11 protein-coding genes are annotated in these 15,557 nt (G+C 43.0%); 10 read left to right on the plus strand and 1 reads right to left on the minus strand.

Features of this window, described 5'->3' with window-relative positions; translation table 11 throughout:
- The first annotated feature begins 285 nt into the window (after window positions 1–285).
- The 4 genes from ACOSVQ_RS04850 (at window position 286) to nspC (ending at window position 8,450) form a co-directional block, all read left to right on the plus strand.
- Entirely contained in the window at window positions 286–2,475 is a 2,190-nt protein-coding gene (locus tag ACOSVQ_RS04850; protein WP_491981444.1) for a cadherin repeat domain-containing protein, read from the plus strand.
- Between the two features lie 548 nt (window positions 2,476–3,023).
- Entirely contained in the window at window positions 3,024–5,909 is a 2,886-nt protein-coding gene (locus tag ACOSVQ_RS04855) for a pyridoxal phosphate-dependent class III aminotransferase (protein ID WP_491981445.1), read from the plus strand.
- 14 nt (window positions 5,910–5,923) lie between these two features.
- Window positions 5,924–7,168, plus strand: coding sequence for a carboxynorspermidine synthase (locus ACOSVQ_RS04860; RefSeq protein WP_491981446.1), 1,245 nt, complete (start codon window positions 5,924–5,926; stop codon window positions 7,166–7,168).
- A 148-nt stretch (window positions 7,169–7,316) separates the two neighbouring features.
- Window positions 7,317–8,450 carry a carboxynorspermidine decarboxylase gene (gene nspC, locus ACOSVQ_RS04865; protein WP_491981447.1) on the plus strand — a complete coding sequence of 378 codons (1,134 nt, stop codon included), beginning with the start codon at window positions 7,317–7,319 and terminating at the stop codon, window positions 8,448–8,450.
- 103 nt (window positions 8,451–8,553) lie between these two features.
- Here nspC and ACOSVQ_RS04870 read toward each other — a convergent pair whose 3' ends face one another.
- Window positions 8,554–9,066, minus strand: a complete 513-nt coding sequence (locus tag ACOSVQ_RS04870; protein WP_165311561.1) for a glycine cleavage system transcriptional repressor — start codon at window positions 9,064–9,066, stop codon at window positions 8,554–8,556.
- A gap of 327 nt (window positions 9,067–9,393) precedes the next feature.
- Here ACOSVQ_RS04870 and ACOSVQ_RS04875 point away from each other — a divergent pair, with 327 nt between their 5' ends.
- From ACOSVQ_RS04875 to gntR, 6 genes are all read left to right on the plus strand, one after another.
- On the plus strand, window positions 9,394–10,410 hold the full coding sequence (locus ACOSVQ_RS04875; RefSeq protein ID WP_491981448.1) for a TRAP transporter substrate-binding protein: 1,017 nt from the start codon (window positions 9,394–9,396) through the stop codon (window positions 10,408–10,410).
- Window positions 10,411–10,476: 66 nt separating this feature from the next.
- Window positions 10,477–11,034: a TRAP transporter small permease subunit gene (locus ACOSVQ_RS04880; protein ID WP_491981449.1), complete on the plus strand. Its 558-nt coding sequence runs from the start codon at window positions 10,477–10,479 to the stop codon at window positions 11,032–11,034.
- Complete coding sequence (locus ACOSVQ_RS04885; RefSeq protein WP_491981450.1) at window positions 11,027–12,346, plus strand: TRAP transporter large permease; 1,320 nt, start codon at window positions 11,027–11,029, stop codon at window positions 12,344–12,346. Before ACOSVQ_RS04880 ends, ACOSVQ_RS04885 begins: the two co-directional genes overlap by 8 nt.
- A 66-nt stretch (window positions 12,347–12,412) precedes the next feature.
- Window positions 12,413–12,919, plus strand: coding sequence for a gluconokinase (locus ACOSVQ_RS04890; protein ID WP_491981451.1), 507 nt, complete (start codon window positions 12,413–12,415; stop codon window positions 12,917–12,919).
- 14 nt (window positions 12,920–12,933) lie between these two features.
- Window positions 12,934–14,403 (plus strand): NADP-dependent phosphogluconate dehydrogenase, encoded by a 1,470-nt coding sequence (gene gnd / locus ACOSVQ_RS04895; protein ID WP_491981674.1) that lies wholly within the window; start codon window positions 12,934–12,936, stop codon window positions 14,401–14,403.
- Between the two features lie 125 nt (window positions 14,404–14,528).
- Complete coding sequence (gntR, locus tag ACOSVQ_RS04900) at window positions 14,529–15,530, plus strand: gluconate operon transcriptional repressor GntR (RefSeq protein WP_491981452.1); 1,002 nt, start codon at window positions 14,529–14,531, stop codon at window positions 15,528–15,530.
- The last annotated feature ends 27 nt before the right edge of the window (window positions 15,531–15,557 follow it).

The following is a 15,557-nucleotide window of genomic DNA, read 5'->3' on the forward strand; positions in this document are numbered from 1 at the left end:
CGATTAGAGGTCATGCCTTAGTTTATGCAAGCTTAGTTTATAAATTAGGATTTTGAGAGTTTAGTTCAAAAAAGTACCAATGATTATTTTCCTTATTTATTGAAACCTTAGTTGATCTTTGAATTTTCACTCTAGTAAATGAGTTGAATGTCCAATTAGCTCTTACTAATGTTTAAGTATGAAAACTGCTCACGCAGTCACGTGTGAACACCTGTAATTGTAAGTAGTAGTGTAGTAGAGAAGGTGGACATACGTATTATTGATACGCTCATAGGGAACAGGCTCATGAACGCACGTACACTCAGCCAATTTATGTTAGCTAACGTAACTTTGGTCATTGATAGACAAGGTCAAATCCGAGAACTAGCCGCTGGTGCCGCTCCTGCTCCTGGGGAAGTTATCGTCACAGTTGGGGATGGTGCTAGTCCTCAAGTCACTGCTCAAGAAGTCTTGGGGGGTGAAGGACAAACTCCACTTAATATTAACTTCGATGCAGAGATTGCCAACATTATTGCTCAATTAGAGGATGGTGTTGACCCAACGTTGAACGCTGACCAAGCCACCGCCGCTGGTGGAGCTAACGGCTCTGCTTTAGGCAATAGCGGTACGGTCATCATGCAATTAGCAAGTCTGATAGCCGCAACAGCTTTTAGCACCGATGGTTTTGCTCGTGATTTTTTAAGTCAAACAGACAGCTTGAACGTAGATTTTAGAGCAGCAGATGATCCTATTCAGAACTTAGTGGGAGCTTCTGACAATCCACCAGATATTACGCTTCAAGACGATCCAGTTAACTCTCCACCTGTATTTGTTGGTACGGAATACACCACCGACGATGATGATGAAGATGGTAATGAGTTCGTTCCAGCCTCTGAGTCTGAGGGTGAATCTGTTCAAGCTATGTACTCGTTCTACTATGACGAAAATACGCCTAGTGGAACGGTGATCGGCCAGGTGCAAGCAACAGACTCTGATGGTGGAGACAAATTGGTTTATGCATTTGTGGGAGAAGGGTATGACTTTTTAGAAATCGATCAGGACACAGGTGTCATCAAACTCGTTTATGACCCAGATGGTGACTGGAAACCAAATTATGAAGATATGGATAATGATTTCGTTATCCAAGTATCGGTGAGTGACGGCGCTAACGAACCAGTGATTGCAGATGTTAAGTTATTTGAACGCAATGTAAATGAAGCGCCTGAAGCGGAAAACTTTACAGTTACATTCTCAGGAACAGAGCAAGTTAACGTTGTTTTTGACACAGATATTGGTTCAGCTACTGATCACATTTCTGATGAAGATGTTGATTACTTTACCCAAAATCCAATTTCTCCCCTAAGCGAGGGATATGATGAGTATCAGGACTTGTATTGGGATCAAAAATTGTTTGTGGTCATTGAATCACTCCCTACATATGGAACACTTTACTACAACGGTGTCGAAATTGAGTCAATTGGTGATCTTGAAGACTCCACAACATGGTTAGACCCTAATTTAATTACGTATTCAGGAACGACATCAGCTAAGACATTTGTTTTAGATGACAATACTGAATTACTTTCAGGTATTCACTTGACTGGCAAATCTTACAATGACGCTTACGTTACGTACTTGCTAGGTAATCCATCTTTTAATAGTGGTACAGGATATGGGGTTTCAAACAGCAATGGTGACACAGGAGCAGGGGCTGGTATTAATAATTCAGAAATATTAATACTTGATTTAACTGATAACCAGCTTACATCAGTCCAGTACACGCTATCAGGCATAAACCCACAGCACGGTTCAGAAGTGACGTACACTTACTTGCTTAACGGGGAGTTAGTAAATTCGACCATAGTATATTTACCGTCCGAGGGTTCTAACTCATTAGATGTATCATATATACCGCCAACAAATAGCACACTTGTTCAGATTCAATTTTTAGGTGACGGTGCTAACTACGTTGTTGGGAATCTTACAGGAACTACAACCAGTACAATTGATGATGACAGTTTTACGTATAGGGCGATAGATTCTGAAGGGTTGTACAGTGATGAAAAAACGGTCACCCTAGATGGAATCGATATAACAGAAACGTACGATACCCAGATACCTAACCCAATAGACGGTATTGTGATGGCTGAGGCCGGAACAGATGTGATGATTGGCGATAGTCAAGCAAATATATTCACTTGGCTTGATTCCGCTTTAGATAACAGTACTGATATAGTTAAAAATTTCACATTAGGAACAGATTCTATTGAAATAGCTTCAATACTAACTGATCAATCAACTGAACAAGATATCGGGTTACTAATAAGTAACAATGTTATTCAAGCGACAACAAGCGACACTGATGTCGTTATAACGGTTAATCATGGAGAAGGTGAGCAACAAACCATAGTAATCGAAGATATATACACTATTGGTACAGACTTTGTTGCCGCTGAACTATTGGCTGACCTAGCTAAAGCTAGTGAATCTGCATAAACATATTGATGATGTGTTCAAAGCCTCTGCCAAGCAGGGGCTTTTCTTTATCTAGTGTTAAGTACCGACTTTTATCTCAATATTATGTGTTTGATTTGCAATTAATATCGCTAATTAAGCTCGATTTCATATTGCAAAAAGCACCTGTTTTGTGTTAATTTCCGCCCCAATCTCAGACAGAGTTTCTGAGGGATACGCGTAATGACCATTCAGGCTGATTGTGACATTACGTAAGGTAGGTATCAGTAAGTCCTTTTACTGATAGACGGGATACTCTTGCTGTGGTAACAGCATGTGAATGGGATACCCAACATTGATTTCATTTAAACTACAACCACTAATCAGCTTTGTACTTCCAGAATGCCCTGTTTATCAAGACAGCAGCATTACAGAACCTTGAACCTCTGATTTAGTTAATCGTCATCAGTTTGATGACCCGTATTCCGTATTTGCTTAATGCATTCGGAACGTTTTGCTATTTGTCATTTCTCTATTTTTACTGACGCGTGGGAAATGAACAGAAATTTTTAATTTTCAAGGTGATGAAAATGAGTACAGCCTTTGAAGTCGATAACACTATCGCAACCATTATGTCTAACCAAATTCCAGTACTAGACGGATTGTATGATCTAACTCCGGATGAAGTGTTGCTTGATCAAGCTGCGCATGAATCAGAAGTTCGTTCTTACCCACGTCGTCTACCTATCGCTATTAAACAGGCTTATGGCTGTTTAGTAGAAGATACACGTGGCCAAATCTTCCTAGATTGTTTGGCGGGTGCGGGTACTCTGGCTTTAGGTTACAACCATCCAGAGATTAACCAAGCTCTTAAGCAACAGCTAGATTCTGGTTTGCCATATCAAACACTGGATATTCCAACGAAATCTAAAACTGACTTTATCAAAGCAGTAAAAGGTTTCCTTCCTTCTGAACTTGGTGACAACTGTGTTGTTCAGTTCTGTGGTCCATCTGGTGCTGATGCTGTTGAAGCGGCGATTAAGCTTGCTAAACAAACAACAGGCCGTAATACCATGTTTGCTTTCCGTGGTGCTTACCATGGTATGACTAACGGTACTATGGGCATGATGGGCAACCTGAACACCAAAGCTCGTCGTACTGGTTTGATGTCAGATGTTCACTTTATGCCTTTCCCATATAGCCTACGTTGCCCGTTTGGCCTAGGTGGCGAAGAAGGCGCGAAAGCGAGCATTCGTTACATTGAACGTCTTCTTAACGATGACGAAGCAGGCATCATGAAACCTGCTGCGATTATCGTAGAGCCAGTTCAAGGCGAAGGCGGTGTTATCCCTGCTCCAGCGCATTTCCTACGTGAACTACGTCGTATCTGTGATGAGCACGGTATTCTATTGATCTTTGATGAGATCCAATGTGGTGTAGGTAAATCTGGATACAACTTCGCGTTCGAAGAAGCGGGAATTATTCCAGACGTACTATGTCTATCTAAAGCGATTGGTGGCGGTCTGCCAATGGCGATTCTGGTTATCAACAAGAAGTTTGATACATGGAAACCAGGTGAGCACACCGGTACTTTCCGTGGTAACCAGTTAGCTATGGTTTCAGGCGCGAAAGCACTAGAAATCATCACTCGTGATAACCTTGTAGAGCACGCAAATATTGCGGGTCAATATCTACGCATGGGGTTAGAGAAAATTCAAAGCCGCGTAAACTGCGTTGCAGAAGTACGTGGTAAAGGTTTGATGCTAGGTCTTGAAATTCAAGATCCAAGCGGTGAACTAAACAAGTTCGGTGAGCCAAAATCTGCACCGCAATTAACACTAGCTATTCAACGTGCTGCTCTTGAGCGTGGTTTGATGGTAGAGAAAGGTGGTCGTGATGGTTCGGTTATTCGTTTCCTTCCGCCATTGATTATCTCTTTCGAGCAAATCGACTTCGCACTACGTACGCTAGAAGAAGCAATTCTTGCTGCTGGTGGCGGTCATAAAGATCCTGAGCCAAGCAACCAAGAGTGGAAGAAGCACTTCATTCACACTGGTTCAATGGGTAGCGCAGAATTTGCACGTGTAATGAACCACACAACTGCTGCAATGAAAGCAGTATTTGAAGAAGTGAACGCGCCATACTCTGGTATGAATCCAAAAGCTTTGGAAGAAGCCATTTATGCGGTTGATCTTGATAACAAGAACGCGTCACTGAAAGAAGTGATTTCAGACACTGCAGAGCTAGTTGCTAAGAACTCAATCATTGTTCAGCACCCAGACTGTATTGCTCACTTACATACACCACCATTGATGCCATCAGTTGTGGCAGAAACTATTATTGGTTCTCTAAACCAATCAATGGATTCATGGGATCAATCTTCTGCAGCAACATTCGTTGAACAGAAAGTGATTGATTGGATGTGTGAAAAGTATGAGCTAGGCGCTAAAGCAGACGGTATCGTAACAAGCGGTGGTACGCAAAGTAACCAGATGGGTCTAATGTTGGCTCGTGACTGGATTGCGGACAAACTAAGCGGTCACTCTATCCAGAAGCTAGGTCTACCTGATTACGCAGACAAACTACGTATCATTTGTTCTAAGAAGTCACACTTCACAGTACAAAAATCAGCATCGTGGATGGGTCTTGGTGAAAAAGCGATTCTTGCTGTAGACGCACTGCCAAACGGCACTATGGATGTAACAAAACTAGAAGCAGCGGTTGAACAAGCTAAAGCTGAAGGTTTGATTCCATTTGCAGTTGTAGGTACTGCGGGTACGACTGACCACGGTGCTATCGACGATCTAGCGACGATTGCTGATGTTGCAGAGAAACACGACCTATGGATGCATGTAGATGGTGCATACGGCGGTGCGTTGATTCTAAGCAGCCACAAAGGTCGTTTGAAAGGCGTAGAACGTGCACAGTCAGTGAGCGTAGACTTCCACAAATTGTTCTTCCAAACAATTAGCTGTGGTGCACTACTTCTAAACGATAAAAACAACTTCAAGTACCTGCTTCACCATGCAGACTACCTGAACCGTGAGCATGACACTCTGCCAAACTTGGTTGATAAGTCTATCTCTACAACGAAACGCTTTGACGCCTTAAAAGTGTTTATGACGATGCAAAACGTCGGTCCTAAACAACTAGGTGCAATGTACGACCATTTGCTAGATCAGACTCTAGAAGTGGCCGATTTGGTTCGTCAGCACAAAGCCTTCGAGCTTTTGGCTGAACCATCTTTGTCTACAGTGTTATTCCGCGCTGTAGACAGCCAAGCGACAGATTTCGATGAGCTTAACAAAGCAGTTCGAATGGAAGCGCTGGTACGTGGTATCGCAGTACTAGGCGAGACCATTGTGGATGGCAAAACTGCCTTGAAATTCACAATCTTGAACCCATGCTTGAAGATTTCGGACTTCGAATCTCTACTGGCTAAAATTGAAACTCTAGCGTCAGAGCTAGCGAAATAAAGGTACCAGATAAAATGTCAATTCTACAGATTGGTGCGGGCGGTGTTGGTTGGGTTGTTGCACATAAAGCAGCTCAAAACAACGACGTGCTGGGTGATATTACCATTGCTTCTCGTTCTATCGGGAAGTGTGAGAAGATCATTGAATCGATTAAGGGTAAAAACAACTTAAAAGATTCTACTAAGAAGCTAGAAGCTCGTGTAGTTAACGCAAGTGATATCGAATCATTGGTTGCGTTAATTGAAGAAGTTAAGCCTGATCTCGTGATTAACGCTGGTCCTCCATGGGTTAACGTTCCAATTATGGAAGCGTGTTATCAGGCAAAAGTATCTTACTTAGATACATCAGTGGCTGTTGACCTTTGTTCTAAAGGTCAACAAGTACCAGAAGCTTATGATCCGCAATGGGCTTTCCGTGAAAAGTTCAAACAAGCAGGTATCACAGGCATTCTAGGCGCTGGTTTTGACCCTGGCGTAGTGAGTGTTTTTGCAGCCTATGCGGCAAAACACCTGTTCGATGAAATCGACACTATCGACGTTATGGACATCAACGCGGGTGATCATGGTAAGAAGTTTGCAACAAACTTCGACCCAGAAACAAACATGCTTGAAATCCAAGGTGATTCTTTCTATTGGGAAGAAGGTGAGTGGAAAACAGTTCCTTGTCATACACGTATGCTGGAATTTGATTTTCCTAAATGTGGTCCTTTCAAAGTGTACTCAATGGCACACGATGAAGTTCGCTCTCTAAAAGAATTCATTCCAGCAAAACGAATTGAATTCTGGATGGGCTTTGGCGACCGCTACTTGAACTACTTCAACTGCATGCGTGACATTGGTCTGTTAAGCCCAGAACCGTTAACTCTGCAAGATGGTACAGTTGTACAGCCTTTGCAAGTTCTGAAAGCAATGCTACCAGACCCAACCTCTTTGGCTCCGGGTTACACAGGTTTAACCTGTATCGGTACTTGGGTTCAAGGTAAGAAGAATGGCGAGCAACGTAGTGTCTTCATCTACAACAACGCAGACCACGAAGTGGCTTACGAAGATGTAGAGCATCAAGCAATTGCTTACACTACTGGTGTCCCAGCTATTACAGCTGCATTGCAATTTTTCCGTGGTGAATGGGCTGATTCAGGCGTATTCAACATGGAGCAGCTAAATCCAGATCCGTTCCTAGAAACTATGCCGTCTATCGGTTTGGATTGGGAAGTTCTTGAACTTCGACCATCTGAGCCTGAGATTCATGTCCTAAAATAATCGTTTTTATTTAAACGGCTAAATAGTGAGTGAATTGATAGAGAGTATTAGTGAATAGTTAAAAACAGCCGTCACTTAGGTGATGGCTGTTTTTTCCATTTTGTGATTGATGAAGTGTTGCTCAGTCAGCACGCAGGAAATAAACAAGATGCAAAAGAGTGAATTGAAAACTCCTTACTTTATGATTGATGAGTCAAAGCTGATCGCCAATCTTGAAATTGCAAAACGTCTGAAAGAGATTTCGGGTGTGAAACTGGTCCTAGCGCTTAAGTGTTTCTCTACTTGGGGCGTATTTGACATCATTAAGCCATACTTAGATGGCACAACCAGTTCTGGTCCTTTTGAAGTCAAGCTTGGCTACGAGACATTCGGCGGTGAAACTCACGCATATAGCGTTGGCTACAGCGAAGATGACGTAAAAGAAGTCGCGGATATCTGCGACAAGATGATCTTCAACTCACAATCGCAACTTTCTGCATACCGTCACCTTGTTGAAGGCAAAGCGTCATTAGGTTTACGTTTAAACCCAGGCGTAAGCTACGCAGGGCAAGATCTAGCAAACCCAGCACGTAAATTCTCGCGTCTGGGTGTTCAAGCAGACCACATCGATACGTCTGTTTTCGATACCATCAATGGCGTTATGTTCCACATGAACTGTGAAAACAAAGATGTGGATGCGTTTATTAGCCTGCTTGACTCAATTTCTGAACGCTTCGGCGAGTATCTAGACAAACTGGATTGGGTGAGCATGGGCGGTGGCGTATTCTTTACGTGGCCGGGTTACGATGTTGAAAAACTAGGTCTAGCGCTTAAAGCATTCTCTGAAAAACACGGCGTACAACTTTACCTTGAACCGGGTGAAGCCGTAATCACAAAGACAACTGACCTTGTGGTAACTGTGGTTGATATCGTTGAAAACGGCATGAAGACAGCGATTGTAGACTCTGCGACAGAAGCGCACCGTTTAGATACTCTTATTTACAAAGAGCCTGCATCAGTATTGGAAGCAAGTGAGTCCGGTGAACATGAGTATATTATAGGTTCATGTTCATGTTTAGCAGGTGACCAGTTCTGTATCGCTAAATTTGACCAGCCGTTAAAGATTGGTCAGAAGCTGCATATTTTGGACAGTGCAGGTTACACCATGGTGAAACTAAACTGGTTCAACGGCTTGAAGATGCCATCTGTTTACTGTGAACGCAGTAATGGCGAAATTCAAAAACTGAACGAATTTGGTTACCAAGACTTCAAACGTTCGCTTTCTCAATGGTCAATCCAATAAGAGATTAGCGAAATAAAAAACCACCCAATTGTTCAAAGAACTAGGGTGGTTTTTTTATGCAGCTTAGCTTGGTGAATCAGCTAATTTTATGATTAAAATAAGTTTATGATTCAACGATTACGCGAGTGTCTTCGCTTAAAGATTCCAGTTCGCTGACCACATCATTTAACTGGCGTTCAACAGGCAAACGCACTGCTAAGTTAGCGGTAAACAAGCTAGAACTTACGCCACCGCCGCCAGCGATAAATACGCGTTGGCAATCCATATCAAGAATGTGTACGTCTTGCTCATCAAGTACATGAGTGATCTCGTTAACCACACCGTAACGGTCATTTGAATCAATACGTAGTTGGTAAATTTTGTCTTCTAATTGCACATGCTCAGCGACATCAACAATTTTTACCAATAGATCGGGTGTTGCGTAGAACGCTTCTTTTACCACGTCAGCGTTTTCTTCTGGTATCTCAATTTTAATTACTGCAGCAACTTGGTCTTCAATAAAGTTAACTTTACTAATAAGCCACTTACCACTTTTTTCATTTGTCGCAGCGGCCAAAGATTTGATTGTTGCGGGTGTTGCATTTCCTACGAAACTTACAATAAAGGTACAAGTCATATACGGCCTCCGAACATCATACAGAATCACTTTTCTATTTGAGTTTAGGCGTTATGAGTCATAGAGACTTGACCAAGGTCAATTTTTTGATGTCGCGATATTCTATTAATTTCATTTATTTAACCCTTAGCACAATTGTTACCGTGCTTCTCTGTTGAACCTGTTAATAGCTCTCTCACAAAAATGATGACTTTGTTAATGATTGTTTAAATCCTGTGATCAACTGCAAAGACATTAAGTAATGGTTACCGGTAACATTGCAACTCAGGTTACCGGTAACATAAAAATATAATCCGGTATTTACGTGAAGCAAATAAGGATAGATAAATGAAAGCTATGACGAGAACGCTTATCGCTACAGCTGTAACAGGCTTGGTTTCCATGTCTGCTATGGCAGCTGATTTTAAATTGAAAATTCAGTCTTCTGATCCATCAGGTGACCGTAACTTCCAAATTCAGCAAGCTTGGGCTGATAACGTTGAAAAAATGTCTGGTGGACGTATCGACATTGATCTGTTGCCGGTGGGTGCAGTGGTAAAACACACTGAAACTCTTAGCTCAATTAAGATGGGTATTCTGGACGGTCATGTGACTGCGACAGAATTCTTCTCTGGTCAAGATCCAGCATTCGGTCTACTAGGTAACATGGTTGGTGCTTGGTCTGACACAACGCAACTTCTTCAATACATGAACTACGGCGGTGGTAATGAGCTTCTAACTGAGCTTTACAAACCTTACGGCGTTCAATTCGTTGGCGCATCAACGACAGGTGTTGAGTCTCTAGTATCTAAAAAGCCACTTGATAGCGTTGCTGATCTGAAAGGTCTAAAGCTACGTGCTCCTGAAGGTCTTGTTCAACAAGTATTTGCAGCAGCGGGTGCTACGCCAGTAAACCTTCCAGGTTCTGAAGTATTCACAGGCCTAAGCAAAGGTGTTATCGATGCAGCGGACTACACAGTATTTTCTACAAACCAAAAAGCAGGTATGAACGACATCGCTGTTCACCCAGTTCAACCTGGTTTCCACTCTTTACCGCTTATCGATATCTCAATCAGCCAGAAAAAATGGGACAAGATGCCTGAAGATTTGCAACAAGTTCTGAAGACATCAGTACGCGACTTCTCTTACGACATTACAACTCAGCTAAAAATAGCTGACCAAGCTGCAGTAAAAGAAGCGAATGCGAACCCGAAAATTACTATTCACAACTGGTCTGATGAAGAGCGTAAGAAATTCCGTGCTATCGCTCGTGAACAGTGGAAAGTATTTGCTGAACGTTCACCTAATGCACAAAAGGTTTACGAATCAGTAACGACGTTCCTAGAGAAGAACGACCTACTGTAATCGAAGTATTTCCTTTATTTAGAGAGGGTGTTTAGGCCCTCTCTCATTTCACTAAAAGAGTTCGTTATGAGCGAGAATAAGCTAGAGGCTACATCACACCTTGATGACCAGCCAAAGAATGCACTAGACAGAGCAATCATACGTATCGGTAACATCCTTAGCTTGCTGTTTCTTTTTACTGTCGTGATTTCATTCTACGAAGTTGTTATGCGTTATGTTTTCGATTCGCCAACGACGTGGGTACATGAAACGGCAGCCTTTATCGGTGGGTGTCTGTTTGTTTTTGGTGGTGTGTATGCAATGGCTTCAGACAAACACGTTCGAGTCGTTCTAATTTACGACCATGTTTCCAAGCGTGCTAAGCACTATCTCAATATGGTTCACCACATTGTTGGCTTGGCGTTCGCATTAATGATGGCTTATGCCTCTTATATCACGGTAGAAAGCGCATGGTTTGCACCATGGGGAGAGATGCGCTTAGAGACATCTGGTTCTGCTTTCAACCCGCCTTATCCAGCGCTTCTTAAAGCCGTAATTTTCATCACTTTAGTTATTTTGGTTGTGCAGTTTGTTCTGCATATGATTCAAGAGATTCAAGCCTTAAGGAATAAACACGATGTTTGATTTATCTTCTATTGGTATTGAATGGGGCAGTTTGCTCATGCTGGTACTGATGATCGGCTTATTGCTGACCGGTATGCAGCTTGCGTTTGTAACCTGTTTTGTCGCTATCGTATTTACTCTAGGCTGGTTTGGTGTTGATGCTATTCCTTTAGTTACCAGCCGCATGTATAGCTTCGCATCGGACTACATTTTCTTAGCGATTCCGATGTTCGTATTAATGGCCGCCATGTTGGATCGCTCTGGTATCGCTCGCGACCTATTCGATGCGATGAAATCTGTCGGTCGTAAAGTTCGTGGTGGTGTCGCGGTTCAAACACTGTTAGTTGCGGTGTTGTTGGCATCAATGTCAGGCGTTATTGGTGGTGAAACAGTTCTGCTGGGCATTTTGGCACTGCCACAAATGCTGCGTTTGGGTTATGACCGTAAACTAGCCATTGGTACAACGTGTGCGGGCGGTGCACTAGGAACAATGCTACCCCCAAGTATCGTTCTTATTATTTACGGTATGACAGCTAGCGTATCCATCGGTGACCTATTTAAAGCGGCTTTTGTTCCTGCATTCATACTAGCGGCTTGCTATATCGCCTATGTTCTAATTCGTTGTTACATCAATCCTTCACTTGCACCAGATTTCAGCGATGAAGATTTGGCGGCTGAGGAAGGAAAGCCAAGCTACTTCAAAGCGCTGTTCTTCCCACTGTTATCAGTAGCTGTTGTTTTAGGAAGTATCTATACCGGTGTGGCTTCAGTGACTGAAGCGTCAGCATTGGGTGTAGTCGGTATCATGATCAGTGCAATTATCCGTAAGGAAATGAGCTGGAAGATGCTACAAGAAAGCGCAATGGCAACAATGCGCACTTGCGGGATGATTATCTGGATTGGTATCGGTGCAAGCGCACTAGTGGGTGTTTACAACCTAATGGGTGGTATTGATTTCGTTGAAGAGACCATTCTGACCCTTTCTGGCGGCGGCGCGTTAGCAACCCTTCTGATCATGATGGTGATTCTGCTAGTACTGGGTATGTTCCTAGACTGGGTAGGTGTTGCTCTACTAACGATGCCTATTTTCGTACCAATCATCACTAACTTAGGTTTTGACCCGATTTGGTTTGGTGTTGTGTTCTGTTTGAACATGCAGGTTTCTTTCTTGTCACCACCATTTGGCCCAGCTGCGTTCTACTTGAAATCAGTAGCACCAAAAGAAATCAGCCTTGGAGAGATCTTCCGTTCGCTGGTGCCATTCATTTTCATGCAAATTTTTGTTCTGGGTTTGGTCATTGCGTTCCCGCAGCTCGCTATGTGGTGGAAATAAAAGCAACCCATTTTATTGAATTTAGTAAGGCGACTACGGTGAAAGTAGTCTAGGGAAGTGTGTTCAATGAACCCAAAAAAAATACTGGTTATGGGCGTTTCAGGTTGCGGTAAGAGCTCGGTAGGGAGCGCTATCGCTAACGCATTGAACCTGAAGTTTTATGACGGTGATGACTACCACTCTGAACAGAGTGTAGAAAAAATGAGAAAAGGGATTCCTCTTACTGATGAAGACCGTATAGGTTGGTTGCAACGTTTGAATGCACTGTATTTGGGACAAGAATCAGCAGTCATAGCTTGTTCAGCGTTAAAGCCTGAATACAGAGACATTTTACGTAACAATAATGAAGACTTGGTTATTGTCTATCTTCAAGGCGACTACGATACGATTTGGGCTCGTTTATCACAGCGTGCTAATCACTATTTTCATGGTGAGAAGATGCTGCAAAGCCAGTTTGATACTTTGATTGAACCGGAGAGTGATGAAGCCATTTTTGTTGATGTTTCATCTTCAATGGAAAAGGTATTAGAGCAGGCTCTTCAGGGAATTCGTTCTAAAGGAGAGGGCGCTTGAGTTATCAGATTGCAATGATTGGATTAGGCGTAATGGGCAAAAGCCTTGCGCTTAATTTAGTTGACCATGGCTTTTCCGTTGTGGGTTTTGACTTAAGCCAAAGCCACTGTCTGAGAGCTGACAATGAAGCACAAGCGTTAGCATTAGAGCCAAACAAAGGGCAGTTCAAAGTTGCAGAAGGGCTCAAGGATTTGATCTCTTCGCTAACCACGCCACGAGTGATTGCGTTGTCTGTCCCTGCTGGAGATATTGTCGATCAGGTGATTGAGCAATTGCTTCAAAATGGATTGGAATCACAAGATATCGTTATCGACACCGGCAATAGTTTGTGGACTGACTCTGAACGTAGAGAAAATAGCTATGCTGGTCGCTTGAGATTCTTCAGTACCGCGGTTTCTGGTGGTGAACAAGGCGCTCGCCATGGCCCATCATTAATGGCAAGCGGCGACCCTATTGCTTGGCAGCACGTTGAACCGCTGTGGACAGCTATTTCGGCAAAAGTTGATGCTAATGGTTTATCCATTGATTCTCACCAGCCTGGAGAACCATGTGCTGCCTATTTAGGTCCTGCTGGTGCTGGGCACTATGTAAAAATGGTACACAACGGCATCGAATATGCCGATATGCAAATCATCTGCGAAGCCTATCAGTTCATGCGTGAGGCATTGAATATGTCTGCTGCTGAAATCAGCAACGTATTTAGTGCGTGGAATGACGGCGTACTGAACAGCTATTTAATGGAGATCAGTGCTGATATCTTGAAACAACAAGATCCCAAAAGCACTAACGCGTTAGTAGATATGATTCTCGATGTTGCAGAGCAGAAAGGTACAGGATTATGGACTGCAGTGAATGCACTGCAAGTCGGTAGCCCTGCAACTACTATTGCTCAGGCCGTATTTGCCAGAGCCTTAAGTGCAAAGAAAGCTTGCCGTGTAAAAGCGTCATCACTACTGCCTTCAGGTAAGAAGGCGTGTTCGGAAGATAAAAAGCAGTCTTTAGAAGCTCTTGAAGACGGAGTGTACTGTGCAAAGCTGGTTACTTATGCTCAAGGGTTTGACTTGATGAAAAGCAAATCAGATATTGAAGGCTGGCAACTGAACTTTTCTGATATTGCTAAAATTTGGCGCTCTGGTTGCATTATCCGTGCAGCGTTTTTGCAAAATATTTCTGCTGCGTATCAGAAAAATTCCAGCCTTGAACATTTGCTGTTTGCACCTGATTTTATTGAACAGCTATCAGCACGTGTTTTAGGGTGGAGGACAAGCAGTGCGCAGGCAATACTGTCAGGTGTCGCTATGCCAGCGATAACGTCTGCACTGAATTACTACGATTCTTTATCTAGTTCACAGTCACCAGCAAATTTATTGCAGGCTCAGCGAGACTATTTTGGCGCACATACCTACGCGAGAGTAGATGAGCCATCTTCAGTCAAGTTTCACTTACTATGGGAAACTGAAACTCGTTCTGAAATTAAACGTTAATCAATAGGCGCCCGTTATTAGGGCGCTTTTTTGATAACGGAGTCAAATAAATAAGTGTTTTAAAGTCTATTTCTCTATTGAGCTCTTGAGTACAATGTTACCAGTAACAAAGAGAATATTTATTTATGGTAAGTAAGAAAAAGCGCCCGACGCTACAGGATGTAGCAAATTTAGTCGGAGTGACCAAAATGACAGTCAGCCGCTGTCTACGTGATCCAAATTCAGTTTCGCCTGCGGTACAAGAGAAGGTTCTCGCAGCAGTAGAAGAACTTGGCTATATCCCTAATCGAGCACCAGACATTCTATCTAACGCGAAAAGTCACGCCATTGGTGTACTTGTGCCGTCATTAACCAACCAAGTATTTGCAGAAGTAATTCGTGGCATAGAGCAAGTTACTGGTCCGGCAGGTTATCAAACCATGCTTGCCCACTATGGCTATAGTTCCGAATTGGAAGAACAGAGTGTCGCTTCGTTACTTTCCTATAACGTTGATGCCATTATCCTTTCTGAAAACGTTCATACTGAACGTGTTAAAAAGATGCTGCAAACTGCGTCTATCCCTGTAGTTGAAATAATGGACTCAATTTCACCGAGGATTGAGCAAGCCGTAGGATTCGATAACTTCTCTGCGGCAAAAGATATGACAAAAGCCATGCTGTCCAAAGGGTGTAAGCAGATCGTTTACTTAGCAGCTAGGATGGATGAGCGCACACGCCAAAAAATGTCTGGGTTTAATCAAGCAATGAATGAGGCAGGGTTGGAGCCATTAGCATTACAAACCGAAACGGCTTCGTCTTTCACTTTAGGAGCAAAACTGCTCGGTAATGCCTTGGATACTTATCCTGATGTAGATGGTATTTTCTGTACCAACGATGACTTAGCAATCGGCGCATTTTACGAATGTGTAAGGCGCAATATCCCTGTGCCAAACCAGATTTCGATTGCCGGTTTCCACGGTCATGATATCAGTCAGGCGATGACACCAAGGTTAGCAACTGTAGTGACGCCTCGTGAGAAAATCGGGCAGATAGCCGCCAGAGAGATTATGAATCGACTCAACGGTGAGAAAGTCTACCAAGAGTGCATTGATCTGGGTTACAGAATAGAGCTGGGTGAAAGTGTTTAAAAGCGCCTTTAGGCGCTTTTAAATTAT

The sequence above is a fragment of the Vibrio sp. HM8-C genome, assembly GCF_058630515.1.